Raw genomic sequence first — 23,442 nt, forward strand, 5'->3', positions numbered from 1 at the left:
TAATAAACCTGAATAGTCATGTGTTCGGGCGCAGCTCAATTTCAAGCGCGCGTTGAAAGACTGATTTCAGGCGAAGGGTGGCGCTTGCGGTGGCGCTGATGGCGGATAGATGTCGCGCCAGAGAACTGGCTGAGAAGGGACCACAGCATGTGCCAGTGCTACATTCGGTGCAGCCCCACTGGAGGCAGTCGGGGCAGGGCAAAGAAAGGCCGATGAAATGCGACAGGCATCGCAAATATTGCTGTTATGCAAATGCTGATCGCGATCATGGCCGTCCTTATCGACTGCATGATCGGTGATACAGAGCACGGGATAGCTGCCATCAGGCAGAACATATTCTGCAAGCAACAATTCTTCAGGGGAGGCAAGGACAACCGGCTTGTGCGCAAAAGCGACGAGCATCAGCGCCAGTACGCTTAGCAAACGTACTGCCAGCATCACCCGCAAATGTGTCGCACCGGTCTTCAACTCTCAGCTTCTCCTTCGTGCCGAGCTTTAACTAATTCATCCCGACCTTCTTTGCCAAGCGTCAAATAGAAGCTGACTTCTTTGGGAACGGAACAGGCGAGATGTCCCGCCTGTTCCTCAGCTCCTTACTGATACCGGCCGCCGCGCTGAATGACTTCGATCTTGTAACCATCCGGATCTTCGACGAAAAAGAAACGCGCGACTTGCACGTCGCCATTCTTGAAATCCACCAGCTTGCCGACCTTAAAGCCCAGTTCACTGAAACGGGTATGTTCCGCATCAAGATCATCGACCACGAAAGCCAGATGGCCATAGCCATCGCCGAGATTGTAGGCTTCTGTGCGCCCTTTGTTGATAGTCAACTCGACCTCGAAGTCGGCTTCTTCATTGCGCAGATAGACAAGCGTAAAGCTTTCGAAATCGATGCGCTCGGCGATCTTCAGACCAAAAGCCTGATCATAGAAGGAAACGGACTTTCTTTCATCAAGAACGCGTATCATCGTGTGGATGGCTTTGGCCATTATGTCACCTGTCTCTCAAAAACTCTTTGCTTGGTTCTATTGGCCTTTTGGCTAAAACTGGATTATCTCAAGACATGCAAAGCGGGCAAGCTCAATGCGTATTGCAGATGAGGCTTGCAGCAGACGAGGTTGGAATAATGTCAGGCGTAACGCGTGAACAGGTTCTGGAGCGGCTGAAGGCCGTGACAGGGCCAGATTTCGAAAGCGATGTCGTGTCGCTCGGTCTGGTGTCGGATATTTTCATTGCCGACGGTAAGGTCTTCTTTTCCATTACGGTTCCGGCTGATCGCGCAAATGCGCTTGAGCCGATGCGATTGGCTGCGGAAAAAGCAGTCAAGGAAATTCCCGGTGTGTCCGGTGCGCTGGTCACGCTGACGGCTGAAAAAAAGGGTGGTCGCACAAGCGATGATGCGCCACCTCCGCCTAAACCTCAGCCACGACCGGCTCCAGCGCCAGAGCAGCATCGTCATCCACCACAGCCGCGCCCGGCAGCCAAGCCTGGTATTCCCGGTGTAGGTGCGATTATTGCTGTCGCATCCGGTAAGGGAGGTGTGGGCAAGTCTACGACAGCCGTCAATCTGGCACTCGGAATGGCTGCGAATGGTCTGAAGGTCGGCATTCTCGATGCCGATATTTATGGCCCGTCTATGCCGCGCCTGCTTGGACTTTCCGGTCGTCCAGAAACTGTCGAAGGCCGCATTTTGAAGCCAATGGAAAACTACGGCATCAAGGTGATGTCGATGGGCTTCATGGTGGATGAAGATACGCCGATGATCTGGCGTGGCCCGATGGTCATGTCGGCACTGACACAGATGTTGCGCGAGGTCGCATGGGGCAATCTCGACGTTCTCGTCGTGGATATGCCTCCTGGCACGGGTGACGCGCAGCTCACCATGGCGCAGCAGGTGCCGCTGGCTGGTGCGGTCGTTGTCTCAACACCGCAGGATTTGGCGCTGATCGATGCACGCAAGGGGCTGGCCATGTTCCGCAAGGTTGATGTGCCGCTTTTGGGCATTGTCGAGAATATGAGCTATTTCATCGCGCCTGATACCGGTGCACGCTATGACATTTTCGGTCACGGTGGCGCACGTAAGGAAGCGGAACGTCTCAATGTTCCGTTTCTTGGCGAAGTACCGCTTCATATGGATGTGCGCGCCCATTCCGATAATGGCACGCCGATTACCGTCGTGGAGCCTGACAGCGAACATGCGAAAATCTATCGCGATATTGCTGCCAAGGTTTGGGATAACATGAAGACAGGCAAGGGGGCCGGAAAGCAGGCACCGGCAATCGTGTTTGATTAATCCAAATAGAAAAGGGCCCGTGAGGGCCCTTTTAATTATGTGATTAGGCTTGGCTCAGTTCGTCCGCTGCGCTTCTTCACTTGTGTGATCTGTTCTGCTGCATCGATCAGCGTCGCCAAAGTTTCCTGCGTATCGAGATTATGCTTGGCTGTATCTGCCTCATAGCGCTCGATATAGATGCGGATGGTGGCTCCCGATGTGCCAGTGCCTGAAAGACGTAACACCACGCGTGCTCCGCCTTCGAAATAGATGCGGATGCCCTGATGTTCGCTCACCGAATGATCAATCGGATCGTGATAAGCGAAATCATCCGCTTTTTCGATTTTCAGTTTGTTGACGCGCAAGCCTGACAAAAGGTCAAGCTTGCCGCGCAGATCAGCAACCAGTGTCTTTGCAATGTCGGAATCAACGGCTTCATAATCGTGGCGGGTGTAATAGTTGCGACCAAAGCGCGCCCAATGTTCCTCGACAATATCCTTCACGCTTTCCTTGCGCACGGCCAGAATGTTGAGCCAGAGCAGAACCGCCCACAGCCCGTCCTTTTCACGCACATGATCTGAGCCGGTGCCGGAGCTTTCCTCACCGCAGATTGTAACCTTGCCGTGATCGAGTAGGTTGCCGAAGAATTTCCAGCCGGTCGGTGTTTCATAGATGCCGATGCTAAGCTTTTCTGCAACGCGGTCCGCTGCGGCACTGGTCGGCATCGAACGGGCGATGCCCTTGATGCCATCCTTATAGCCCGGCGCCAGATGCGCATTGGCGGCAAGCATAGCGAGCGAATCGGAAGGGGTCACAAAAATGCCACGCCCGATGATGAGATTGCGGTCGCCATCACCATCCGATGCCGCACCGAAATCCGGCGCATTATCCGACATCAGCAGATCGTATAGCTCTTTGGCATAGACGAGATTCGGATCTGGATGATGCCCGCCAAAATCTGGCAGTGGCACAAAATTCATCACGCTGCCTTCCGGTGCACCAAGGCGACGTTCAAAAATTTCCCTGGCATAAGGGCCGGTAACGGCATGCATGGCGTCGAATTTCAGCGCAAAACCGTCCTTGATCATGGCACGGATCGCGTCAAAATCGAACAGGCTTTCCATCAGTTCGGCATAGTCAGTGACCGGGTCAAAGACCACGATTTCTGTCTCGCCGATCTTGGCACTCCCGACCTTATCAATATCGACATCAGCGGCCTCGACGATCTTGTACTGATCAATCATCTTCGAGCGTGCAAAGATCGCCTCGGTGATCTTTTCCGGAGCCGGGCCACCATTGCCGATATTGTATTTGATGCCGAAATCTTCGGTCGGACCACCGGGATTGTGGCTGGCTGAAAGAATGAGGCCGCCAAAAGCCTTGTATTTGCGGATCATGTTGGATGCGGCAGGGGTCGAAAGAATGCCACCCTGACCAACCATGATGCGACCAAAGCCATTGGCAGCGGCGATCTTGATCACTTTCTGGATCACTTCGCGATTGTAAAAGCGACCATCGCCGCCCACCACAAGGGTCTTGCCTGCAAATCCTTCCAGAACATCGAAAACCGACTGGATGAAGTTTTCGGCATAATTGGGCTGCTGGAAAACCGGCACTTTCTTGCGCAGACCCGAGGTGCCGGGCTGCTGATCCTGAAAGGGCGTGGTGGCAACTGTTTTGACAGTCATAATTTTCCCATTCGATTCAATAATTTGAATTAGCAAGTGATCAGTATTTGCGGTCATTGCAAGACAAGATAGATCAAACTTATTGTTTGAAAATAACAAACTGTGTGCTGTTTTACAGAAACATTTATAATTTTCGATTGAGGCTCCATTTCATGACACGTTGCCAGGTTGAAAGTCTGCCTGCAGAAATTCTTGCGCGGCTTTCAAATAAAGAAGACCGTCTGATCGTTGCGATTGCAGGACCTCCCGGCGCAGGCAAATCAACCATTTCGGAATATCTGCGGGACGCGATCAATAAAGGTGGTGCGGGGCCTGCCGTTGTTGTGCCCATGGATGGGTTTCATCTCGACAATGCGATCCTTGACGAGCGTGGGCTACGCAGCCGCAAAGGCTCGCCGCCGACCTTTGATTGTGCGGGCTTTGCAGCGCTGCTGGAGCGTTTGAAAGATGCATCAGAAGATATTGTCATTCCTGCCTTTGATCGCACGCTGGATCTGGCGCGTGCTGGTGCCGCAATCGTACGTGCCAACCATCAAATTTTGCTGGTTGAAGGCAATTACCTTCTGCTCGATCAGGAACCCTGGACAGGTCTTGCATCATTCTTTGATATGACGATCTTTCTGGACGTGCCTTTTGTGGAGCTGGAGCGTCGTCTCATCCAGCGTTGGCTTGATCATGGACACACACAAGATGCCGCGCGTGAGCGCGCACTTTCCAACGATATTCCGAATGCCGAGCTCGTGGTTTCGACGTCACGAAATGCAAACTACGTTGTCATAACGGCATAAACCATGACGGAAAATTGCACGTCCAAGACTTGCAGCAGGTGATTCCTGCCTGCATGATGTGAAACAGCAGTTACATTCTGACGGGATCAGCCTTTCATGACAAATTATGTTTTCGCGCCCTCTCCGCAGCCATTCGTGCCGGTTAAGGGAACAGAAGCGCGTTTTCCCGTGCATCGCATTTATTGTGTCGGACAGAATTATGCAGATCACGCTATCGAAATGGGCGGCGATCCAACGCGTAACCCGCCTTTTTTCTTCCAGAAAAACCCCGACAACCTTGTGATTGATGGTGGGGATTTTCCGTACCCGCCAAAGACTGAAGACGTGCATCACGAGATCGAGCTGGTTGTCGCGCTCAAGACAGGCGGCAGCGATATCCCGGTCGAGACAGCGCTTGATCATGTCTATGGCTATGCGGTTGGTATCGATATGACGCGGCGCGATTTGCAGGCTGTGGCTAAAAAGGCCGGCCGTCCGTGGGAAGTAGCGAAAGCTTTCGAACATTCGGCACCTTGCTCGGCCATCGTACCAGTGTCTGAAATCGGCCATCCACAGTCTGCGGCAATTACGCTGAAAATCAATGGGGAGCAGCGTCAGGCGGGTGATCTCAATCAGATGATCTGGAAAGTACCGGAAACCATCGCGTATCTTTCATCTCTCTTTGTTCTGCAGGCCGGTGATCTCATCTATACCGGCACACCGGCTGGCGTGGGAGCCGTTAAGAGGGGAGACCTGCTGCAGGGGAATGTGGATGGCGTCGGCACGATTTCGGTGAAAGTTGCCTGACGAAATCCTGTCCAGAAATGGCCGGGAACAGCCAGAAACAGCTAGAAAAGATTGCGTATAGAGAAGCTTTCGAAGGAGGAATGATGAGCACTTATCTTCCCGTTGACATACATGACGCTCTTGAGCGCTTTATCAACGAAAAGCATCCCGGTTTGAACCAGACCGAGGCCATCATCCATATTTTGCGTAAATCACTCGTGCAGCAAGGATACCTTGCAGCACCGTCAGAACATGGTACACCGCCTGAAGATTTGAACGCCACGAATGACGATTGAATATGAATAAGATCCCACCCGAGGGAGCTGGCCATAAGGCTGCTCTCGGTCGCCGCCTTCTGCTTTTGACGATATTGGCGATTTTGCTGACATGTGCGCTCGTCTGGATGAGCATTTATCTGTTCGATCCCGATGGTGGTCTTGGTCTGGACGATCTTGGAATTTTTGCGCATGAATTCAATGCGATAGATACGATGCTGCCGCGAATTTTGTGAGGCCTCGGGGCGTTCTGTTACCGATTGAAATATTCATTTTGACGCGCCCGTGACGTTCTGGGCTTTCGCTTTGCGTATTTTGCATGGTAGATGACAGTTATCGATTGAAAGAATATTGACTGAACCGGGCCGCAAAACGGACCCGCTCAAGCCAAGAGGGTCTTATGGCATTCGAGGACATCAAGGCGGAAATTGCTCTGCTGTTTGAGCAGATGGTGAACCAGCCGCAGGACGTTCATGAGATTCGCGAAACAGTTCGCGAGAAGCTCAATGCGCTCAAAGCAACGGGTATGCCTCTGCCAGCCGATCTGGTTGAACTCGAAAAACGTATCGAACAAGATTTCGATTCCTAAGGATCAATCGGACATGCGTTTTCAGGTTACTTCCAGAGCATTTTCCCTTCCGGTCTTTAAAGGCGTTCTTCTCCTTGGTTGCGCCGTCGCTTTGAGCGCGTGCAACACGACCAATGACGGCAAGCCTGTAAAAACGGCACTGATCACACCAAGCGGCGCTTCAACGACAACCACCGCGGCTGCAACAACAGCAACGGGCGACGCAGCAAATCCTGCTGCTGGCGCCACCGCAGTTGCGGATGCCGCTACCGCTACCGGAACGGAAACCGTCGCATCGCTGGAAAACCCGGTACTTCCATCGGTTGTGCCAATTCCGGGTGTCCGTGGACAATCCGAGCCTATGCTGGCCTTTGCTGGCGCGCAGGCAGCGGCTTCGCCTGCGTCTCTTGCTACCAACATGGCTTTTGAAACGCCTGACCATGCACCGAATGGTCTTGATGATCTCATCACCAAATATTCGGTTGCCTATGATGTGCCGGAGCGCCTTGTGCGCCGGGTCGTGCATCGCGAAAGCCGGTTCAATCCGGGTGCTCGCAACGGACCCTATTGGGGTCTGATGCAGATCAGCCATCCGACTGCGCGTGGCATGGGCTACAAGGGTAACGCCAAGGGTCTTCTCGATGCCGAGACGAACCTGAAATATGCTGTCCGCTATCTGTCTGGCGCTTACAAGGTCGCGGGCGGTGATGAAAGCCAGGCGGTTCGCTATTATGCCCGCGGCTATTATTATGATGCCAAGCGCAAGGGACTGCTGGAAGAGACGGGTCTCGACGGCAGCTGGAAGCACAGTGGTCCGACACGTGACGCAGCTGCAATCTCGGCAGAGCCGGCGACCTTGCCAGAAGGTGCTGCAGCACCGCTTCCCGGTGTCGCTCCCATTCAGGCGTCCTACGCACCGGCAGCACAGTAAACTTCATATCAACCAACTGTCATCTTGACGCTGCAAAGCGATGCCAGTTTGCTGTCCTGATATGAAGATGTGAGTGCGCGTGATGGATGTAAGACTACCGTATCCAATCAAATGGAAATATGACAGAGCCGAGCTTTGGGCAGATGGTGTTGTCCATGTGCTGGGCGTGGCACTTGCATTTGCAGGTGCTATCGCGATGCTCATTTATTTCCTGCCGAATATGTCTGCAGCGACCTCGATCTCATCGGGTGTCTATCTCGCGAGCTTACTTGCAGCACTTGGAATTTCTGCGGTTTATAATATTTGGCCTGTTTCTCCCACTAAATGGTTTCTGCGTCGCTTTGATCACTCGGCGATCTATCTTCTGATTGCTGGAACCTACACGCCCTTTGCGGTGCATATGGGCGATCGTGCCGTGCCGTTGTTGCTCTTCGTTTGGAGCGTAGCTTTCGTCGGCATCATACTGAAACTGTTCATGCCTGGGCGTTTCGACCGGCTGTCGATCCTGCTTTATCTAGCGCTCGGCTGGAGCGGCGTCATGGTCTACGACACCATGGTGCAGTCGCTGCCGCCAGCCGTTTTCTGGCTGATTGCAGCCGGTGGCATGGTTTATTCGCTGGGTGTGATCTTCCATGTCTGGGAGCGCCTGCGATTTCAGAATGCCATCTGGCACGGCTTTGTCGTGGTGGGCGCGGCACTGCATTATTGTGCGGTGTTTTTCGTCGGGACGTAAGGCTAATGAAAGTCGCGTGAGTTCGGCATGATTTTTACATTCCGCGGATGATGCGCTGTCTGGGAGGGAGCGACGAGGCGCTGCGCTTCGCGTCCGCTCATTTCGATCAACGCTGCTGAACGATCCTGCAGCTTTGACGCCACCAGATGCACGACCCCTTCGGGGCTGCGCTGGATGTGGCCTTCGATATGGATCAGCCGTGCGCCCATCACTTCGCGGCGAAACGCCTTCATGATCTTCGACCAGACGACAATATTGGCGATGCCGGTTTCATCCTCAATGGTGAGGAACACCACGCCCTTGGCGCTGCCGGGGCGCTGGCGCACGGTGACGATGCCCGCCACTTTCATGCGGCGTCCGTCGGCACCTTCCTGCACTCCACGACAGGTTGAAACGCCTTCCGCTGCCAGCCCCTCACGCAGATATTGCAGCGGATGCCCTTTCAGCGAGAGCCGCGTCGTCTCGTAATCGGCAATCACATGCTCGGAGGCGGCCATTTCAGGAAGCTTTGTGCGCGGTTCCTCCGCCAGTTCACTGGTTGCGGCGGCGCGGAACAGCGGCAGCGTTTCGTCATTGGGCAGACGGCGCACGGCCCACAGTGCGGCACGGCGGTCGATGTCAAGCGAGCCGAAGGCATCGGCATCGGCCAGAAGTGTGAAGGCGCGCCGGTCGAGCCGGAGACGCCGATGCATGTCCTCGATGGTGCGGTAAGGCTCCTGCCGGTCGGCAATCAGGAGTTCGGTGTCCCGTTTGGAAAACCCGTCGATCTGGCGGAAGCCGAGCCGGAGCGCTGGTCGAATATCGAGCGTATCCTCCAGAATATTGTCGCCCAAAGTATTGTCCCAATGGCTGAAGTTCACATCGACGGGCAGCACCGTCACGCCATGCTCGCGGGCATCGCGTACGATCTGGGCGGGCGCATAAAAACCCATGGGCTGGGAATTCAGAAGTGCGGCGGCGAACACTTCCGGGTGGTGGCACTTGATCCACGCGGAAATATAGACCAGATGCGCAAAGCTTGCTGCGTGACTTTCGGGAAAGCCATATTCGCCGAACCCCTTGATCTGGTTGAAGCAGTTTTCGGCAAAGGTCCGGTCGTAGCCACGATTGACCATGCCTTCGATCATCTTTGTCTCCATCGTATGAATGGTGCCCATCTTGCGGAAAGTGGCCATGGCGCGGCGCAACTGGTTGGCCTCATCCGGTGTGAATTTTGCAGCCTCCATGGCAATACGCATCGCCTGTTCCTGAAACAGCGGCACGCCCTTGGTCTTGCCGAGAATCTGCAGCAACTCGTCGGGCGGCCCGTACTCCGGCGCTGGGGATGGCAAGGTGCAGGGTTCCTCATTGTTTCGCCGCCGCAGATAGGGATGGACCATGTCACCCTGAATGGGACCGGGCCGCACGATGGCGACCTCGATGACGAGATCATAGAACTCACGCGGGCGCAGGCGTGGCAGCATGTTCATCTGGGCGCGGCTTTCCACTTGAAACACGCCGAGCGAATCCCCCTTGCACAACATGTCGTAGACGGCTTCATCTTCACGGGGCAGATTGGCCAGCGTCAGCTTTTCGCCGCCATAAAGCTGCGGCTTGTGCTGGTGAATGAGGTCGAAAGCCTTGCGGATGCAGGTGAGCATGCCGAGCGACAGCACATCGACCTTCATCAATCCCACCTCGTCGATATCGTCCTTGTCCCATTCGATGAAGGAGCGCTTGTCCATTGCTGCCGGGCCGATGGGCACGGTCTCGTCCAGACGGTCGCGGGTGAGCACGAAACCGCCGACATGCTGCGACAGGTGGCGCGGAAAGCCGATCAGCGTGATGGCCAGTTCCACCGCGCGTCGGATGATGGGATTGTCGGGGTCGAGACCCGCCTGTCTGATATGCTGCTTGTCGATGCCGCCGCCGGATATGCCCCAGACCGTATTGGCGAGCGCTGCCGTCACGTCTTCGGTGAGACCCAGCGCCTTGCCGACATCGCGGATCGCACTGCGGGACCGATAGCTGATGACGGTTGCGACAATGGCCGCACGATCTCTGGAATAGCGCTTATAGACATATTGCATCACCTCTTCGCGCCGCTCATGCTCGAAATCGACGTCGATATCCGGTGGCTCCTTTCGCTCCACCGAAAGAAAGCGCTCGAACAGGAGATCGACCAGTGTCGGGTCCACACCGGTGACGCCAAGGCAGAAGCAGACGACGGAATTGGCCGCCGAACCACGCCCCTGACACAGAATGCCTTCTCCGCGGGCATAGCTCACAATGTCATAGACGGTGAGGAAATAGGCCGCATATTGCAGCTTTTCGATCAGCGCCAGTTCCTTGTGGATCAGCGCCTGTACTTTCGGCGGGATGCTGTCCGCACCGTAATGACGGGCAGCACCTTCCCAGGTGAGATCATGCAGATGCTGTTGCGGCGTCTTGCCGGGCGGCACCGGTTCGTCGGGATAATCATATTTCAGCTCATCAAGCTGGAAGGTGATGGGCGCGACGAAATCAGCGGTTGCTTCGACGGCCTCAGCGTAATCGCGGAACAGTCGCAGCATTTCCTTCGGTGGTTTCAGGTGGCGTTCGGCATTCTTTTCGAGAAGCCGTCCGGCTGCGAAAACAGTCGTGTGGTGGCGGGTTGCCGTCAGCACATCCTGAAGCGCGCGGCGGTCGGGATGATGATAAAGAACGTCATTGGTGGCGAGCAGCGGCACATTGGCTTCGGCTGCAAACTGGGCGATGCGTTCGGCCCGGCGTCCGTCATGGCCCTGATGCGGCATGGCAAGCGCCAGCCAGACGGAGCCGGGGGCAGCTTGTGCAATCTCGGTCAGGCGCGCGGCAAAATCCGGCCTGTCGTCTTCAGGCGGAAAGACCGCGATCTGGAACTGCCGGGCGCGAAACAGCAGGTCACTCCATTCGAGGTGGCATTCGCCCTTGATGGCGGCGCGTACCTTGCCCTCCGTCAGCAGGCGGCACAATTGCCCATAGGCCGGACGATCGCGCGGATAGACGACCATATCCGGCGTGCCGTCAGTAAAGGACAGGCGGCAGCCGATGAAAAGCCGGAAATCGCTCTTGTCGCGAAAATCCTTCCATGCCGCATGTGCCCGCACCACACCGGCCAGCGTGTTGCGGTCGGCAATGCCGATACCGGACAGGCCAAGCTCATGCGCACGCGCTACCAGTTCCTGCGGATGTGAAGCGCCGCAAAGGAAGGAAAAATTGCTGGCAGCAGCCATTTCGAAATAAGGAGCCATCACGCAAACAGTCCATGCAGAAACCAGCGCGGATGATTGGCACCGTCATAAAGGCCTTCGCGGAAAATCCAGAAGCGCTGGCCGTTCTCGTCTTCCACCCGGTAATAATCGCGCAGCTCCGGAACCGCGTGACCGATTGCGATCCACCATTCCGGTTCGATCCTTTCCGGTCCTTCGGCAAGGCGCACATGATGGCGCACCCGCCGCCACAGGAAAAACGAAGGCGGACTGTCGGGCACTTCCGCCACGCTTTCGATCAACTGCGGCGGGCGAAACAGTTTTATGGGGCGCGCAGGCGGATCACCGGGAAGCATTGGTGCACTCTCATAATCGGCTTCGCCCTTGCCATCCGTGTGCAGGGCAGGGCGCAGGCCGAAGGCCCGTTCAGGAATATGCGTGTTGCGCGAAAAGGAGACGAGAACGCGGTTCTGTCCAAGCCGCGCCGAAAGCCGGTCGACAAGCTGGCCGAACCCGGCCTCATCTTCCTCATGCTGGTCGAGCCCTGTCTGGCGCTGGGCGATTGCCGCACTGCGCAGCGCTGCCAGCCGGATCATGTCGAAGCCGAAACCGGCATCGAGCGGGTCGGTCAAGGCGTTGAGCCTTTCACGCGCAAGGCGCAGGAAAACCTTGTCGCTGCGCAAGGGCTGGCCGGTTTCGATGTGGATATGACGCACTTCGCCATCGACACGGAAGAAGGAGGCCTCAATCAGAAGCGCGCCTTTTCCCTCCGGTTCAAGCTGCGCAAAAAGTTCCTGCGCCAGTTCCTGCAAGATGCGTTCGACCAATTCCATTGCGGTAACCGGCTCTGACAGGCGGCGCTCGACGGTGCTGAGAGGCATGATGCGCAAAGGGGAAATCGGCGCGCGCTCGCGCCGCGCCAGCCGGTCGAGCCTGGTGGCAAGATCGGTGCCGAAGCGGGCGGTGAGTGCGGCGCGCGGAAGCCCCATCACATCGCCGATGCGTTTCAATCCGGCGCGCTTGAGGCCGGTTTCGGCAGATTGCGTCAGTTCAAGCGCGGAGAGCGGCAGGCGGGGAAGCAGCCGGTCGGCCTCTGCCCTGCTGAAGACACCGCCCTTCGTTCCCCGTGCCAGAAGTCGCGCGGCAAAACTGTTATCGGCAACCGCCGCCTGTACGCCAAGCCCGGCCCGTTCCAGACGCCGGATTGCATCGGCACGCATGGCGTCGAGCCCGCCAAAAAGATGCGCGCAGCCGGTTATGTCGAGCATTAGCCCATGCGGCTCATCGAAGGCGACAAGCGGCGTGTAACGTTCGCACCAATGGGCAAGACGCTTGAGCAATGCCGCATCGTGCTCGAGTGCTGCCGCTGCCACTTCTAGCTTTTCCACGCGGGCGCGTGCATCCGTCAGCGCCATGCCGGGAAAAAGGCCGAGCTTTGCCGCTCCGGCATCCACTGCTGTCAGGCGCAGCGCATTGGCCGTGCGTTCGGTCACAACCAAAGGCAGGTGCGGTTTGCCGTCAGGCGGAGCGCTGCTGCGAAGCCGGTCGGTCGGCAGAAACGGAAACCAGAGGGCGAGAAACAGACGTTCTGCCATCCCGTTCGTTAGCACCAAATTCCTGGGTTTCATTGTTCCATTCCATGATCCATTGCCCGCATGTGCCGTGGCGATTGCGCTCCAGAACCGCCGAAAAGACAGGCTTGCCGGGTGCGTTCGCTCCGCTTGAACGGGACGGCGCGGGCGCTATCCGCCAGCGGCTGACGGCAGCGCTCTGCACAGCCGTCCGGTGGCTCCTGAGCAGGATGACGGGCAGTTGCGCGGTTTCGGTTGCCAGAAGCAGACGACGCGAAGCGGTCAGGTCGAGGCATTTCGGCTGGCCTGTCACCGAGGCGACGACGCCGGAAACAAGATGCGAGGCCTTGCCGCCGGTTCCGGCTTCCAGCGCATCATTTGCCGCTTTCAGGACATCCTGTGCCGTGGGGCAGCGCACGATCAGAAGTCGCGACGGATCGATCCCGAAGGCATGAAGTCCCGGCGGATAAAGCCCGCCATATTCACTTGCAGCGCTTTCTTCCTCGATCCAGATAATTGGGCGTCGGGGGTCTGCTACACGTTCTGCGGCGCGGGCGGCAAAGGCGAGCGCAAAGCCGGTCGCGGCCATATGCGCGCCGGGGTTTTCGGCAAAAACCTCATGCAGCGCGTCGCCTGCAAGGCCATGCGGAAAGGCGGCATCCGCCCCGGCAAGGCCGAGCGTGAAACTGCGCGCCCGCCCGAAGCCCGTTTGCCCCTGATTTGCAAAACTACCTTGCGGATCGTTGCCTTCAATGGTCGTAACCATGCGCCGCAGCGCCGCGATGTCGATGCCGCTCACGTCTAGATTCCATCTTTTTGTTCTCCATATGTTCTAGTATTGAATCGAGTGAGGCAAGAGTCAAGCGGGATCAGAAATCAGTCCAGTGGACTGATTTCCTTGTGTAGGCGTTTCACACTTTTTGGGATGCGCTCTATCATCGCGATAGTGGTTTTGGATTAGGCGGCTTCCCTGAAAGGCACGCCTGCCAGTTGCGCCAGATGGCCGGGAAGGTCGGTGCCTGCACCAGCCGCATTGATCGTGTCGAAATAATCATGCCAGCCGGTGGCGGTGATTCCGGCAATCAGCATGTCGAGAGCTGCTTCATCCGGGAAACGCCAGATGGCGAAGAAGCTCTGGTCGGGTGCAAAAGGCTTTGTCGCGTCGACGGGACCTAATGCCAAGGCCTCGATACCGAGCGCGCCAAGCCCGCCCATACCCGCGCCGACTTTCTCAAAGAAGGCCTGCCTGCCTTCAGCATCAAGCCCGTGCCAGCTCGATTTCGGGGAATAAAGCTCGGCGAGGTAATAGGTCATGTCATATCCCTTAGGGTTTCATTGATCTTGAAAGAGCGACCGGCATCGGTGCGGCTCCAGATGCGGCGCAGCAAGGTGCTGAGAAGCTGCTGTTCGCCTGACGAGAGATCGCTCATCAGGCTTGCAATCCACGCGGTATGTTGTTCGAAAAGCTGTTGCGCCAGCAGCGAACCTTCGGATGTCAGCCGGACAGTCAGCTTGCGACGGTCCTCGCTATCCGCGTGACGCTTGAGGAAACCATCGCGTTCCAGCCCGTCCAGCAGGCCGGTTATGGTGGCGCGCGTGACACCTGCGCGTTCTGAAAGCTCGTGCGGCGAGAGGCCGTCAGCTGCATTGTGCAGCAGAAACAGCAGGACGAATTTGCCCTCCGAAAGCTTGTGCGGTGCAAGCCGGTTGGCGCAATCACGGTCAATGGCCGCAGCAAGCGACAAGACTTCAAAGCAGGTTTTCAGCGCGTCGGTGGACGGGCTGTGACGGTGTTCCATTTCGCCCAGAAGGGCGTGGTGCTTTTGCTCGATTATTTCCATACGGTGACTTATAGTATGGCGCCATACTAAATGCAAGTGACTTTGATTGCTTGAGCAGGAACAGTGGAGAGCTTGATCGATAGGTATATACGGTTTATATATGATCCGTATATGAACTATATGGTCTGGACAATGCTATGGGTATCGTGAAAATCGGCGATGAACTGCATGAGGAACTGCGCAAGGCGAGTGACGTCATGTGCCGTTCGATCAATGCGCAGGCTGAATACTGGATGAAGATCGGCATGCTGGCACAAGCCCATCCCGACCTGTCGTTCAACGAGATCGTGCAGATGCAGTTGCGCGCAGCGCAGGTCGAGCTGCCGGTTCTGCCCGTTCTTACTGTGCAATCGTCATGACCAAGACATCTGCTGAAGTGGAGAAAATGGCGGCATCCGGCGCGCTGCTCGCCTCCGTTTTTACACTTCTCGACCGCACGCCGCTGGCGGGCATGACCACGATGCAGGTCAACGATCTGGTCGAGGATTACATTACCCGCGAATTGCAGGCGCGGCCTGCCAGCAAGGGGCAATATGATTTTCCCTATGTGCTGAACAGTTCCAAGAATGAAGTTGTCTGCCACGGCATGCCGTCGGATGACGAGATCATTGAAAACGGCGAGATCATCAACTTCGATATCACGTTGGAAAAGGACGGCTATATCGCCGATTCCAGCAAGACCTACATGGTCGGTGACGTTGCTCCCTTTGCCTCGCGGCTGGTCCGTGTGACCTATGAGGCCTTGTGGAAGGGGATTGCTGCCGTGCGACCCGGTGCGACGCTGGGCGATATCGGCCATGCCATCGAGCGCCACGCCAAGCGACATGATTACAGTGTCGTGCGGGAATATTGCGGCCATGGTATCGGCCGCGAGATGCACGAGGAACCGCAGGTTCTGCATTTCGGCAAGCCGGGCACCGGCGTTCGTCTCCGCGAAGGCATGGTGTTCACCATCGAGCCGATGCTCAATCAGGGAACGGCCAAGGTGAAGACCGAAAAGGACGGCTGGACGGTGGTGACGCGTGACGGAAAACTGTCAGCGCAGTTTGAGCATACTGTCGCAGTCACCTCAAATGGCGTGCGGGTGCTGACCTTGCGTCCCGGTGAAGAAAAGATGCTGGCGGGTATAAAACACGCCGCTTGATCTCATGCGATCCTGCCGGTTATCCAGAGCACAAAGACAATCGTCCCGCCCACACTCATTCCAGCGGCAAGAATGGTCCCTGCGATGACGGGCGCGAGTTTCAGGAAAGAAATATGGGGCGTTATTTCCAGCCGGAAATTCGCCCTGATCTTTTCAGGGGTCAGGCAGGTGATTTCGTAATTCCCGGCTGTCGTGCAGTCGAAATAACCCAAGGCGTGGGAAGCATTGCCGCGCATGTCGGTCCGCCGGACGCTCAACAGGAAGCGGCTTGCGGAATGATAGGCAATCGGCGCGCCGGTCGCGCAGGCTTTGATGGCAAACCGCGTTGAGAAATAGGCCGTGCCGGGGAGAATGGTAAACGGCGGAAACACGATGCTGATCGCGTAGCGTCCGGCGTTCGGCAAATGAAAGACATGTGGCCGGGCGTTGCCCGCAAACTGGTGCCGGACATCAGGCGCAATCATTTTCCACAGAATGGGTATGCAGCGGATCAGTAGATAGATGCCGAGCAGAATGCAGACAGGTAGGGCCAGATAGAAAGACAAAATTCACGTCCCGCTCTAAAAACAAAAGCCCGCCGGGAGGCGGGCTTTCGCATTGATGTGATCCGATTAGCGACGGTCGCGGGCAGCCAATGTGCGCAGACGAAGCGCATTGAGCTTGATGAAGCCCGCTGCGTCCTTCTGGTCGTAAGCGCCCTGATCGTCTTCGAAAGTGACGAGCTTGTCGGAATAGAGCGACTTGTCCGATTCACGGCCAGTTACGATCACATTGCCCTTATAGAGCTTGAGCGTGACTTCACCTTCGACATGACGCTGGCTGAGGTCGATAGCAGCCTGCAGCATTTCGCGTTCCGGCGAGAACCAGAAGCCGTAATAGATCAGCTCTGCATAACGTGGCATCAGCTCATCCTTGAGGTGCGCTGCACCGCGATCGAGCGTGATCGATTCGATGGCGCGGTGTGCAGCCAGCAGGATCGTGCCGCCCGGCGTTTCGTAGACGCCACGCGATTTCATGCCGACGAAGCGGTTTTCCACGAGGTCGAGACGACCGATGCCATTGTCGCGGCCATAGTCGTTGAGCTTGGCAAGAAGTGTCGCAGGCGACAGACGTTCGCCATTGATCGAAACCGCATCACCCTTTTCAAAGCCAATCTTGATGATGGTTGGTGTATCCGGGGCGGTTTCTGGCGAAATCGTGCGCATATGCACATATTCCGGCGCTTCGATCGCCGGATCTTCCAGAACCTTGCCTTCAGACGAAGAGTGCAGCAGGTTTGCGTCAACCGAGAACGGCGCTTCGCCCTTCTTGTCTTTCGCAACCGGAATCTGGTGCTGTTCAGCAAATTCGAGCAGATGCGTGCGGCTTTTGAACGACCAGTCGCGCCATGGGGCGATGATCTTGATGTCCGGGTTCAGCGCATATGCGGAAAGCTCGAAGCGAACCTGATCATTGCCCTTGCCAGTCGCGCCGTGCGCAATTGCGTCAGCGCCGGTCTTCTTGGCGATCTCGATGAGATGCTTGGAGATCAGCGGACGCGCAATCGAAGTACCGAGCAGATAGACGCCTTCATAGACGGCATTGGCGCGGAACATAGGGAAGACGAAATCGCGCACGAATTCTTCGCGCACATCCTCAACGAAGATTTCCTTGATGCCCAGCATTTCCGCCTTCTTGCGTGCTGGTTCAAGCTCTTCGCCCTGGCCGAGATCGGCGGTAAAGGTCACGACTTCTGCGTTAAGCTCAGTCTGCAACCATTTCAGGATGATCGAGGTGTCGAGACCGCCCGAATAGGCGAGAACGACCTTTTTAACGTCTTTCAGCTTGCTCATAGTTCACTTCCGTCTGAGATGCGATTGTGGCCCAAAGGGCCGTAGAACAGGATGTTGCAGTTCTTTTATCAGTTGCTAAGCGGCGCGCAAGCCGGATGGCACTTTGTCAGCGAAAAGAAAGCGTCATCTGCCATTATGGATAGTCTTGACTGTCACTTTGATTTGTAACTATAAAAGTTACATGATTAAATCTGGCAATCCATTTTCTGATCCGCAGGTCGTCGCCCATTATGCCGAAGGGCCGCCGAAAGCTGTGCCGGGCTTTCGGGATATGCAGCGCATGACGCGTTTGCTGCTTGCCGAACACCTATCCGATACTGCAAGAATTCTGGTGTTGGGTGCGGGCGGTGGTCTTGAACTCAGGCTCTTTGCTGAAAGTCATCCATTCTGGACGTTTGAAGGCGTTGATCCGTCTGCCGAAATGCTTCAATTGGCGCGACAAAACCTTGGCTCCAATGCGGTTCGTGTGAACTTCCACGAAGGCTATATCGGTAGCGCATCGTCGGGGCCGTTTGATGGAGCAGTCTGTTTGCTGACCATGCATTTTCTGGATGGGGAAACACGCAAACAAACTCTTGCGGACATCTATCGCCGTATGAAACCTGGCGCACCATTTATCGTGGCACATTTCAGTTTTGAGCAGGGCAGTGCTGATGAGCGAGCTTTGTGGCTGTCACGCTATTCTGCCTTTTTGAATGATTCCGGTGTCGATCTGGCAAGTGCAGTGAAAGCCAGTGCTGCGATCAAAGAACGCCTTCACATTTTAACACCACAGCAGGACGAGGCGCTGATACGTGGTGCGGGCTTCAAGGATCTGAGCCTTTTCTATGCATCTTTCACCTATCGCGGATGGGTTGCTTACGCATAAACAAGGGGCGCTGAGACGGCTAAAAAATCCTGTGGCGGCGCAATTGAATTCGCGTTAGCTTGCCGCGAATTCTCGGAGTGCCTTTCGATGTCTTTTCTGACAAACCTGACCTTCATTCCCGAATGGACCATCTTCGTCCAGTTCGTGATCGCTACTGCAATTTTATCCATCACCCCCGGCCCGGATATGACGCTTTTCGTCGGGCGTGCCCTGTCTGAAGGGAAGGCGGCTGGTTTTGCCTGTATGGCAGGCGCAAGCACGGGCATTGTCGTGCATACAAGCATGGTGGCGTTGGGGCTTTCTGCGCTTATCCTCGCTTCGCCTGCAGCCTTCACGGCCCTGAAAGCCGTTGGTGCGATTTATCTTGTGTGGCTTGCCGTGCAGGCTATTCGCAAGGGATCGGCATTCTCGCCTGAAAAGAACGGTGGTAAGAAGCATACGCTGTTCCAGAACTGGGCGACCGGACTTGGCATCAATCTGCTCAACCCGAAGATCATTCTGTTCAACATGACCTTTCTGCCGCAGTTCGTTTCCGCACATGATCCACATGCTATGGGAAAACTGTTCTTCCTTGGCCTGTCGTTCATACCGCTGGCGTTGCCGTTCACCATTCCTATGGTGGTTGCAGCCGACAGGTTTGCTGGTCTTCTTAAGAAGAACCCAACGGTTACACGGATTGTGGATTGGCTTTTTGCCGGTATTTTCTCAGCTTTCGCGCTGAAGATCATCACCGCACAGGCAAAGTGAAATTACTCAGCCGGGCGAGCTAAAAACCGCCCGGCATTTCGACCGGCAATCAGCCAGTAGATGAAGCCGCCAACGATACCCGAGCAGGCGACGGTGGTGTAAAGCATGACAGAGAATGAATCGATCGGTTCCATTTGCCATGTGAAAAGGCCGATTGAGATCATGGCAAACAAGCTTATCAGCAGTCCACCTACGCAATAGAAAAGCGAAGATGTTACAGGCTTGGTCTCACTATAGATGACCATTCCAAGTGCTGGGAAAAAGCTGAACGCGCCTGCAATGCCTGCAAAGAAGAATCCACCCAAGTGCAATGCAGCCTGAAAACCTTCAGAACCCCAATTTCCAACAAAGGGATTGAAAGCGTCGGTACCATCAACATCATGTCGGAGCAACGCGTTGAGGTCGAATTGGCCGTAAAGAACCGCCGCAAGAAAATAGCCTGCAGCGAGAACCGCACAACAATAGCCGAAACAGATAACGAAGAAGCGAGTTATATAATCGAACGTGTCGGTCAACCGCGCTTAATCTCCGTGTCCGGCGATCATCATCGCTTCGAGTGCCAGTCGCTCGGTCTTGCGCATACGCTCTGATTCCGACTTCAGCTGACCGCAGGCAGCCAGAATATCGCGGCCACGTGGTGTGCGGATCGGCGATGCGTAACCTGCCGCATTCACATAATCGGCAAAGCGCTCGATATGCTCCCAGTCCGAGCACTGGTAGTTTGTGCCGGGCCATGGGTTGAACGGGATCAGGTTGATCTTGGCTGGAATACCGCGCAGCAGCTTCACCAGAAGCTTGGCGTCTTCCATGCTGTCATTGACGTCTTTCAGCATCACATATTCAAACGTAATGCGCTTGGCATTCGACAGGCCCGGATATTCGCGGCAAGCCTTAAGCAGCTGTTCCAGCGGGTATTTTTTGTTGATCGGCACCAGAAGGTCACGCAGTTCGTCGCGCACTGCATGCAGTGAGATCGCCAGCATGACGCCGATTTCTTCACCAGTGCGATAGATTTCCGGCACAACGCCAGAAGTTGAAAGCGTGATACGACGCTTGGAAAGCGCCAGCCCATCACCATCGGATGCGATCAGCAAAGCCTTTTTCACTTCTTCGAAGTTATAAAGCGGCTCGCCCATACCCATCATGACGATATTGGTGACCTTGCGGCCTTCCGCAGGCACGATAGCGCCGTCCGGCGTGTTGGTATCCGGGAAATCGCCAAGCCGGTCACGGGCCGTCATCAACTGTGCCAGAATTTCTTCTGAGGTGAGATTACGCACCAGTTTCTGTGTGCCGGTATGGCAGAAAGTGCAGGTCAGCGTGCAGCCCACTTGTGAGGAAATGCAGAGCGTGCCGCGACCTTCTTCAGGAATATAAACGCATTCGATTTCGACAGGGCGTCCGGCACCGCGTGGCGGAAAACGGAACAGCCATTTGCGCGTGCCGTCCTGCGAGATTTGTTCTTCAACCACTTCCGGACGCGCAATGGTGAAATGCTGCGCCAGAAGACCGCGCAGATCCTTGGAGATATTGCGCATATCGGCAAAGTCGGAAACGCCACGCACATAGAGCCAATGCCAGAGCTGCGCGATGCGCATCTTGACCTGCTTTGGCGTCACGCCAACCTTGATCAGCTCATCAGCCATTTCCTCACGCGACATGCCGATGAGCGACGGCTTCTGCTCCATATTTGCGCGCACGTGGCGGGCAAGCTGGTCGCGCGTATCATCAATGGTTAAGTCGAATGAAATGGACATCTGTTTTCAACTGTTGAGGACGTCGCATAAAGCGCGCCGATAAACACTATCTGTTGCATGGATATATGGGCTCGTTCATTTGAAATGCGAGCCCTGTTGCGCGCGGACATAGCACACAATATTCGATCCGTCATCCCGCAGTATATCGTAGCAGATATGCAGGATGGATAGGCCCAGGATCAAAAAGAAAAGCCGGAGCGGAGCCCCGGCTTAGTAATTTAGCTTGAACCGATTGGCTTATTTGCACTTCTGAATGGCTGCGAGTGCTGCCGAAATGCCTTTGAGCGAATAGGTGTAATTGGTCTTGGTGCCGCGCTTGGATTGTGCCTGCACCTTCATGTCCGAACCGCCGCGCATTGCTGCAATCAGCTGTGGTTCTTCGGCGGCGTTTTCCATCCAGCCGGATTTTCCGTTGACGAACATTGTAAAATTGCGGTTTCCAATGGTGACAATGACCTTGGCATTCGCATTGGCGTTCAGCTCATAACCAGCCATGAACTGTGGTTCAAAGCTGATATTCTGTCCGGGCTTCTGGCTCACGAGGAAGAAGTTGTCGCCATGATCAACATTGGCTGGCGCTTTCTGCGTCGGAACGGACAGGACATAGCAGACCTTGCCATTGCCTGACTGATAGCTGTATGCGCCCCAGGCGTCGAACTGCTTAATCTGGGTCGGTGTCTGGGCGAGAGCCGAGCCCGCCATTGCAATCGTGAACACCGAAGCCGCGACGATCGATTTTCCAAGCATGGTTTTTTACCGGTTCTCTTTCGTTTGCTTCAAAGTCGAATATCGGGATGTCGCCGTTCAACACGCCGTCCCGTTTGGTGACCCTTAATGTGCCTTAATCTGGGTTACCAAACGGTGAAGTTTTGAAAGAAAACTTGAACGAGCAGGCCGAGGGCCCCGCAATCCCGTTGCCAACTTCATCCAAAAGAAAGCGGCAAGAGTTTGTCGTATTGCGTCAATGCACAATGATAGTGATGTCGACCCGTAACAAAGCCGTGAAGGGGAGCGGCGGCTTTAAGCTGCCTCCTCCTCGTCGCGCAGGGCCTCACGGGCCGCAATTTTATGCGCAGGCGTTATATGCGTGCGAACTGCAGTCAGGGCAGCCATCAACACTGCAATATCATCGGTAAAACCAATTCCGACCAGCATATCGGGGATGACATCGAATGGCAGAACGAAATAGGCAAGTGCTGCCATCAGTGTCATGCGCACGCGCGTCGGTGTATTCTGGTCGAGCGCACAATAATAGGCAGCCACGACTTCATCCATGAACGGGACCATGCGACCGGCACGGCGTGCGGTCTTCCAGAAACCTTTTTTCACCCGCTCGCTGCGATTATTGAAATCGCCTTTGTCGCCGGGTTCGAGGATTTCATCAATCTTGACGCTATCCATCTTCCGTTCAAACTCCTGTCAGTCGGTTATCTACGACATAGTTATATATGACATGACGATACCGCAGATGGGAATATTGCGACCGCGTTTCAAGATTAAGAGCTGTGGTCTCCCCTGAGAGAACCATCAGCTACACCAAGTCTCCCAAATCACCAGAATATAGCTCTCAGCCAAATCGGGTGGCTTTGTCTGATCGGATTAAATGGAGATTTGCTATGCATCTAACCGGCTATGGCGAAAACTTTGTGCGCACCGACCGGTCAAGTCAGTTCTATCGCGGCCATCAGTTGGCCATGGCGCAGGATATTGGCGATCAGGTCAATATCGATGTAAAGGATGGCATTTGCTACGACACTACCGCCTATATGCGGTTCTTGCTGGGTGCGGGTATTTCTGAGCACACATTACGTGGCACATCCGGACAAAACTGGATTCCCTTGCTGAATTTCAAAGCCGGAGAGCTGTGGAACGGCTATTCGGCTCTGCCCTATGGGCGAGCAATCGGCTTCTATGATGTCAGAGCCGGGCACATATTCCATTCTGCTATTGCCATTGGTGACGTTTTTATCAGAAGCGTGAATGGAGGTGCTTTAGGGCAAAACTGGAACGAGAAAATCGATCTGGCGAAGGTGCTGCCTTACTCGTGCAGGAATCGCGATGGCAGCTTCAACTTCCAGAAAAAGGTTATTATTGTTTATATTTCAAAGGTTTGAATAGATTCAAGCCAATGCATTCATCTTGCGCGCAAGCTTGATATCAAGTTCCGTGATGCCGTTTTCACTGTGGGTCGAAAGCGTGACATCGACGCGATTATAGACATTGAACCATTCCGGATGGTGGTCGAGCTTTTCAGCGTGAAGCGCTGCGCGCGTCATAAAACCGAACGCCGCATTGAAATCCTTGAACTTGAAAGTTTTTTGGATCGCTTCGCGCCCTTCGACTTTCTGCCAGCCTTCAAGGTCAGTCAGCGCTTCTTGGAATTCGTTTTCCGTCAGCCTGTTGCGTGCCATCGTCTTTTGCCTATGTTGGGTTCGTCATATCAGTTTATCATA

The 23,442-nt window shown here is 55.4% G+C and carries 28 protein-coding genes; 13 read left to right on the top strand and 15 right to left on the bottom strand.

Features of this window, described 5'->3' with window-relative positions; all coding sequences use genetic code 11:
- Nucleotides 1–66 precede the first annotated feature (66 nt).
- A complete protein-coding gene (locus ACSME1_RS07585; protein WP_024898265.1) occupies nucleotides 67–468 on the bottom strand; it encodes a hypothetical protein in 402 nt (133 codons plus the stop codon).
- 125 nt (nucleotides 469–593) lie between these two features.
- Complete coding sequence (locus tag ACSME1_RS07590) at nucleotides 594–989, bottom strand: VOC family protein (RefSeq protein WP_024898264.1); 396 nt, start codon at nucleotides 987–989, stop codon at nucleotides 594–596.
- 137 nt (nucleotides 990–1,126) lie between these two features.
- Here ACSME1_RS07590 and apbC point away from each other — a divergent pair, with 137 nt between their 5' ends.
- Entirely contained in the window at nucleotides 1,127–2,293 is a 1,167-nt protein-coding gene (gene apbC, locus ACSME1_RS07595; RefSeq protein WP_024898263.1) for an iron-sulfur cluster carrier protein ApbC, read from the top strand.
- A 35-nt stretch (nucleotides 2,294–2,328) separates the two neighbouring features.
- On the opposite strand, the gene ACSME1_RS07600 is transcribed toward apbC, so the two are convergent.
- The gene (locus ACSME1_RS07600) at nucleotides 2,329–3,960 is read right to left on the bottom strand and encodes an alpha-D-glucose phosphate-specific phosphoglucomutase (protein ID WP_024898262.1); all 1,632 of its coding nucleotides are present in this window, start codon (nucleotides 3,958–3,960) and stop codon (nucleotides 2,329–2,331) included.
- Nucleotides 3,961–4,112: 152 nt separating this feature from the next.
- On the opposite strand from ACSME1_RS07600, the gene ACSME1_RS07605 reads away from it, so the two are divergent.
- The 7 genes from ACSME1_RS07605 to trhA all read left to right on the top strand — a co-directional run bounded on the left by ACSME1_RS07605 (nucleotide 4,113) and on the right by trhA (nucleotide 8,020).
- Nucleotides 4,113–4,748, top strand: a complete 636-nt coding sequence (locus tag ACSME1_RS07605; protein WP_024898261.1) for a nucleoside/nucleotide kinase family protein — start codon at nucleotides 4,113–4,115, stop codon at nucleotides 4,746–4,748.
- A 96-nt stretch (nucleotides 4,749–4,844) separates the two neighbouring features.
- Entirely contained in the window at nucleotides 4,845–5,534 is a 690-nt protein-coding gene (locus ACSME1_RS07610) for a fumarylacetoacetate hydrolase family protein (RefSeq protein ID WP_024898260.1), read from the top strand.
- Nucleotides 5,535–5,617: 83 nt separating this feature from the next.
- The gene (locus ACSME1_RS07615; RefSeq protein ID WP_024898259.1) at nucleotides 5,618–5,809 is read left to right on the top strand and encodes a hypothetical protein; all 192 of its coding nucleotides are present in this window, start codon (nucleotides 5,618–5,620) and stop codon (nucleotides 5,807–5,809) included.
- Nucleotides 5,810–5,811: 2 nt separating this feature from the next.
- Nucleotides 5,812–6,024 carry a hypothetical protein gene (locus ACSME1_RS07620; protein ID WP_024898258.1) on the top strand — a complete coding sequence of 71 codons (213 nt, stop codon included), beginning with the start codon at nucleotides 5,812–5,814 and terminating at the stop codon, nucleotides 6,022–6,024.
- 164 nt (nucleotides 6,025–6,188) lie between these two features.
- Nucleotides 6,189–6,377 carry a hypothetical protein gene (locus ACSME1_RS07625; protein ID WP_024898257.1) on the top strand — a complete coding sequence of 63 codons (189 nt, stop codon included), beginning with the start codon at nucleotides 6,189–6,191 and terminating at the stop codon, nucleotides 6,375–6,377.
- Nucleotides 6,378–6,390: 13 nt separating this feature from the next.
- Nucleotides 6,391–7,287 carry a lytic transglycosylase domain-containing protein gene (locus ACSME1_RS07630; RefSeq protein ID WP_024898256.1) on the top strand — a complete coding sequence of 299 codons (897 nt, stop codon included), beginning with the start codon at nucleotides 6,391–6,393 and terminating at the stop codon, nucleotides 7,285–7,287.
- An 82-nt stretch (nucleotides 7,288–7,369) separates the two neighbouring features.
- The gene (gene trhA, locus ACSME1_RS07635) at nucleotides 7,370–8,020 is read left to right on the top strand and encodes a PAQR family membrane homeostasis protein TrhA (RefSeq protein WP_024898255.1); all 651 of its coding nucleotides are present in this window, start codon (nucleotides 7,370–7,372) and stop codon (nucleotides 8,018–8,020) included.
- A 2-nt stretch (nucleotides 8,021–8,022) separates the two neighbouring features.
- Here the strand turns inward: trhA and ACSME1_RS07640 are convergent, their stop codons facing one another.
- The 5 genes from ACSME1_RS07640 to ACSME1_RS07660 all read right to left on the bottom strand — a co-directional run bounded on the left by ACSME1_RS07640 (nucleotide 8,023) and on the right by ACSME1_RS07660 (nucleotide 14,641).
- Nucleotides 8,023–11,271: an error-prone DNA polymerase gene (locus ACSME1_RS07640; RefSeq protein WP_105705505.1), complete on the bottom strand. Its 3,249-nt coding sequence runs from the start codon at nucleotides 11,269–11,271 to the stop codon at nucleotides 8,023–8,025.
- A complete protein-coding gene (locus ACSME1_RS07645) occupies nucleotides 11,271–12,812 on the bottom strand; it encodes a Y-family DNA polymerase (protein WP_105705661.1) in 1,542 nt (513 codons plus the stop codon). Before ACSME1_RS07645 ends, ACSME1_RS07640 begins: the two co-directional genes overlap by 1 nt.
- Nucleotides 12,748–13,599: an ImuA family protein gene (locus tag ACSME1_RS07650; RefSeq protein ID WP_105705504.1), complete on the bottom strand. Its 852-nt coding sequence runs from the start codon at nucleotides 13,597–13,599 to the stop codon at nucleotides 12,748–12,750. The genes ACSME1_RS07645 and ACSME1_RS07650 overlap by 65 nt, the downstream gene beginning before the upstream one ends.
- A 158-nt stretch (nucleotides 13,600–13,757) precedes the next feature.
- Nucleotides 13,758–14,114 carry a DUF6616 family protein gene (locus tag ACSME1_RS07655; protein WP_105705502.1) on the bottom strand — a complete coding sequence of 119 codons (357 nt, stop codon included), beginning with the start codon at nucleotides 14,112–14,114 and terminating at the stop codon, nucleotides 13,758–13,760.
- The gene (locus ACSME1_RS07660) at nucleotides 14,111–14,641 is read right to left on the bottom strand and encodes a MarR family winged helix-turn-helix transcriptional regulator (RefSeq protein ID WP_024898250.1); all 531 of its coding nucleotides are present in this window, start codon (nucleotides 14,639–14,641) and stop codon (nucleotides 14,111–14,113) included. The genes ACSME1_RS07655 and ACSME1_RS07660 overlap by 4 nt, the downstream gene beginning before the upstream one ends.
- A gap of 137 nt (nucleotides 14,642–14,778) precedes the next feature.
- Here ACSME1_RS07660 and ACSME1_RS07665 point away from each other — a divergent pair, with 137 nt between their 5' ends.
- Both ACSME1_RS07665 and map read left to right on the top strand, forming a co-directional pair.
- Nucleotides 14,779–15,000 (top strand): ParD-like family protein, encoded by a 222-nt coding sequence (locus tag ACSME1_RS07665; RefSeq protein WP_011982312.1) that lies wholly within the window; start codon nucleotides 14,779–14,781, stop codon nucleotides 14,998–15,000.
- The gene (gene map, locus ACSME1_RS07670; RefSeq protein ID WP_024898249.1) at nucleotides 14,997–15,785 is read left to right on the top strand and encodes a type I methionyl aminopeptidase; all 789 of its coding nucleotides are present in this window, start codon (nucleotides 14,997–14,999) and stop codon (nucleotides 15,783–15,785) included. Before ACSME1_RS07665 ends, map begins: the two co-directional genes overlap by 4 nt.
- A gap of 2 nt (nucleotides 15,786–15,787) precedes the next feature.
- Here the strand turns inward: map and ACSME1_RS07675 are convergent, their stop codons facing one another.
- Complete coding sequence (locus ACSME1_RS07675; RefSeq protein ID WP_235822324.1) at nucleotides 15,788–16,330, bottom strand: hypothetical protein; 543 nt, start codon at nucleotides 16,328–16,330, stop codon at nucleotides 15,788–15,790.
- A 66-nt stretch (nucleotides 16,331–16,396) separates the two neighbouring features.
- Entirely contained in the window at nucleotides 16,397–17,617 is a 1,221-nt protein-coding gene (locus ACSME1_RS07680) for an argininosuccinate synthase (RefSeq protein ID WP_007873048.1), read from the bottom strand.
- 181 nt (nucleotides 17,618–17,798) lie between these two features.
- Between ACSME1_RS07680 and ACSME1_RS07685 the strand changes: the two genes are divergently transcribed.
- Entirely contained in the window at nucleotides 17,799–18,485 is a 687-nt protein-coding gene (locus ACSME1_RS07685; RefSeq protein WP_105705500.1) for a class I SAM-dependent methyltransferase, read from the top strand.
- An 87-nt stretch (nucleotides 18,486–18,572) separates the two neighbouring features.
- A complete protein-coding gene (locus ACSME1_RS07690) occupies nucleotides 18,573–19,232 on the top strand; it encodes a LysE family translocator (protein WP_024898246.1) in 660 nt (219 codons plus the stop codon).
- 2 nt (nucleotides 19,233–19,234) lie between these two features.
- Here ACSME1_RS07690 and ACSME1_RS07695 read toward each other — a convergent pair whose 3' ends face one another.
- The 4 genes from ACSME1_RS07695 to ACSME1_RS07710 form a co-directional block, all read right to left on the bottom strand.
- Entirely contained in the window at nucleotides 19,235–19,747 is a 513-nt protein-coding gene (locus ACSME1_RS07695; RefSeq protein ID WP_105705498.1) for a hypothetical protein, read from the bottom strand.
- Between the two features lie 6 nt (nucleotides 19,748–19,753).
- Nucleotides 19,754–20,989, bottom strand: coding sequence for a 23S rRNA (adenine(2503)-C(2))-methyltransferase RlmN (gene rlmN, locus ACSME1_RS07700; RefSeq protein WP_105705496.1), 1,236 nt, complete (start codon nucleotides 20,987–20,989; stop codon nucleotides 19,754–19,756).
- Between the two features lie 237 nt (nucleotides 20,990–21,226).
- Nucleotides 21,227–21,736, bottom strand: coding sequence for an invasion associated locus B family protein (locus ACSME1_RS07705; protein WP_024898243.1), 510 nt, complete (start codon nucleotides 21,734–21,736; stop codon nucleotides 21,227–21,229).
- A gap of 273 nt (nucleotides 21,737–22,009) precedes the next feature.
- Nucleotides 22,010–22,390 carry a YkvA family protein gene (locus ACSME1_RS07710; RefSeq protein WP_024898242.1) on the bottom strand — a complete coding sequence of 127 codons (381 nt, stop codon included), beginning with the start codon at nucleotides 22,388–22,390 and terminating at the stop codon, nucleotides 22,010–22,012.
- Between the two features lie 215 nt (nucleotides 22,391–22,605).
- On the opposite strand from ACSME1_RS07710, the gene ACSME1_RS07715 reads away from it, so the two are divergent.
- Nucleotides 22,606–23,103 carry a hypothetical protein gene (locus ACSME1_RS07715; protein WP_024898241.1) on the top strand — a complete coding sequence of 166 codons (498 nt, stop codon included), beginning with the start codon at nucleotides 22,606–22,608 and terminating at the stop codon, nucleotides 23,101–23,103.
- Between the two features lie 6 nt (nucleotides 23,104–23,109).
- On the opposite strand, the gene ACSME1_RS07720 is transcribed toward ACSME1_RS07715, so the two are convergent.
- Complete coding sequence (locus ACSME1_RS07720; protein ID WP_024898240.1) at nucleotides 23,110–23,400, bottom strand: 4a-hydroxytetrahydrobiopterin dehydratase; 291 nt, start codon at nucleotides 23,398–23,400, stop codon at nucleotides 23,110–23,112.
- Nucleotides 23,401–23,442: the final 42 nt, after the last annotated feature.

The sequence above is a fragment of the Brucella pituitosa genome, assembly GCF_965577835.1.
Taxonomy (GTDB): Bacteria; Pseudomonadota; Alphaproteobacteria; order Rhizobiales; family Rhizobiaceae; genus Brucella; species Brucella pituitosa.

Excerpts from the sequence above, each read along its gene's own strand:
- ACSME1_RS07690 (WP_024898246.1), top strand. The coding sequence starts at position 18,573 with ATGTCTTTTCTGACAAACCTGACCTTCATTCCCGAATGGACCATCTTC.
- rlmN (WP_105705496.1), bottom strand. The coding sequence starts at position 20,989 with ATGTCCATTTCATTCGACTTAACCATTGATGATACGCGCGACCAGCTT.
- ACSME1_RS07710 (WP_024898242.1), bottom strand. The coding sequence starts at position 22,390 with ATGGATAGCGTCAAGATTGATGAAATCCTCGAACCCGGCGACAAAGGC.
- ACSME1_RS07590 (WP_024898264.1), bottom strand. The coding sequence starts at position 989 with ATGGCCAAAGCCATCCACACGATGATACGCGTTCTTGATGAAAGAAAG.
- ACSME1_RS07705 (WP_024898243.1), bottom strand. The coding sequence starts at position 21,736 with ATGCTTGGAAAATCGATCGTCGCGGCTTCGGTGTTCACGATTGCAATG.
- ACSME1_RS07680 (WP_007873048.1), bottom strand. The coding sequence starts at position 17,617 with ATGAGCAAGCTGAAAGACGTTAAAAAGGTCGTTCTCGCCTATTCGGGC.
- ACSME1_RS07715 (WP_024898241.1), top strand. The coding sequence starts at position 22,606 with ATGCATCTAACCGGCTATGGCGAAAACTTTGTGCGCACCGACCGGTCA.
- apbC (WP_024898263.1), top strand. The coding sequence starts at position 1,127 with ATGTCAGGCGTAACGCGTGAACAGGTTCTGGAGCGGCTGAAGGCCGTG.
- ACSME1_RS07665 (WP_011982312.1), top strand. The coding sequence starts at position 14,779 with ATGGGTATCGTGAAAATCGGCGATGAACTGCATGAGGAACTGCGCAAG.
- ACSME1_RS07630 (WP_024898256.1), top strand. The coding sequence starts at position 6,391 with ATGCGTTTTCAGGTTACTTCCAGAGCATTTTCCCTTCCGGTCTTTAAA.
- ACSME1_RS07685 (WP_105705500.1), top strand. The coding sequence starts at position 17,799 with ATGATTAAATCTGGCAATCCATTTTCTGATCCGCAGGTCGTCGCCCAT.
- ACSME1_RS07615 (WP_024898259.1), top strand. The coding sequence starts at position 5,618 with ATGAGCACTTATCTTCCCGTTGACATACATGACGCTCTTGAGCGCTTT.
- ACSME1_RS07660 (WP_024898250.1), bottom strand. The coding sequence starts at position 14,641 with ATGGAAATAATCGAGCAAAAGCACCACGCCCTTCTGGGCGAAATGGAA.
- ACSME1_RS07625 (WP_024898257.1), top strand. The coding sequence starts at position 6,189 with ATGGCATTCGAGGACATCAAGGCGGAAATTGCTCTGCTGTTTGAGCAG.
- ACSME1_RS07600 (WP_024898262.1), bottom strand. The coding sequence starts at position 3,960 with ATGACTGTCAAAACAGTTGCCACCACGCCCTTTCAGGATCAGCAGCCC.
- ACSME1_RS07655 (WP_105705502.1), bottom strand. The coding sequence starts at position 14,114 with ATGACCTATTACCTCGCCGAGCTTTATTCCCCGAAATCGAGCTGGCAC.
- ACSME1_RS07610 (WP_024898260.1), top strand. The coding sequence starts at position 4,845 with ATGACAAATTATGTTTTCGCGCCCTCTCCGCAGCCATTCGTGCCGGTT.
- ACSME1_RS07620 (WP_024898258.1), top strand. The coding sequence starts at position 5,812 with ATGAATAAGATCCCACCCGAGGGAGCTGGCCATAAGGCTGCTCTCGGT.
- trhA (WP_024898255.1), top strand. The coding sequence starts at position 7,370 with ATGGATGTAAGACTACCGTATCCAATCAAATGGAAATATGACAGAGCC.
- ACSME1_RS07640 (WP_105705505.1), bottom strand. The coding sequence starts at position 11,271 with ATGGCTCCTTATTTCGAAATGGCTGCTGCCAGCAATTTTTCCTTCCTT.
- ACSME1_RS07720 (WP_024898240.1), bottom strand. The coding sequence starts at position 23,400 with ATGGCACGCAACAGGCTGACGGAAAACGAATTCCAAGAAGCGCTGACT.
- map (WP_024898249.1), top strand. The coding sequence starts at position 14,997 with ATGACCAAGACATCTGCTGAAGTGGAGAAAATGGCGGCATCCGGCGCG.
- ACSME1_RS07605 (WP_024898261.1), top strand. The coding sequence starts at position 4,113 with ATGACACGTTGCCAGGTTGAAAGTCTGCCTGCAGAAATTCTTGCGCGG.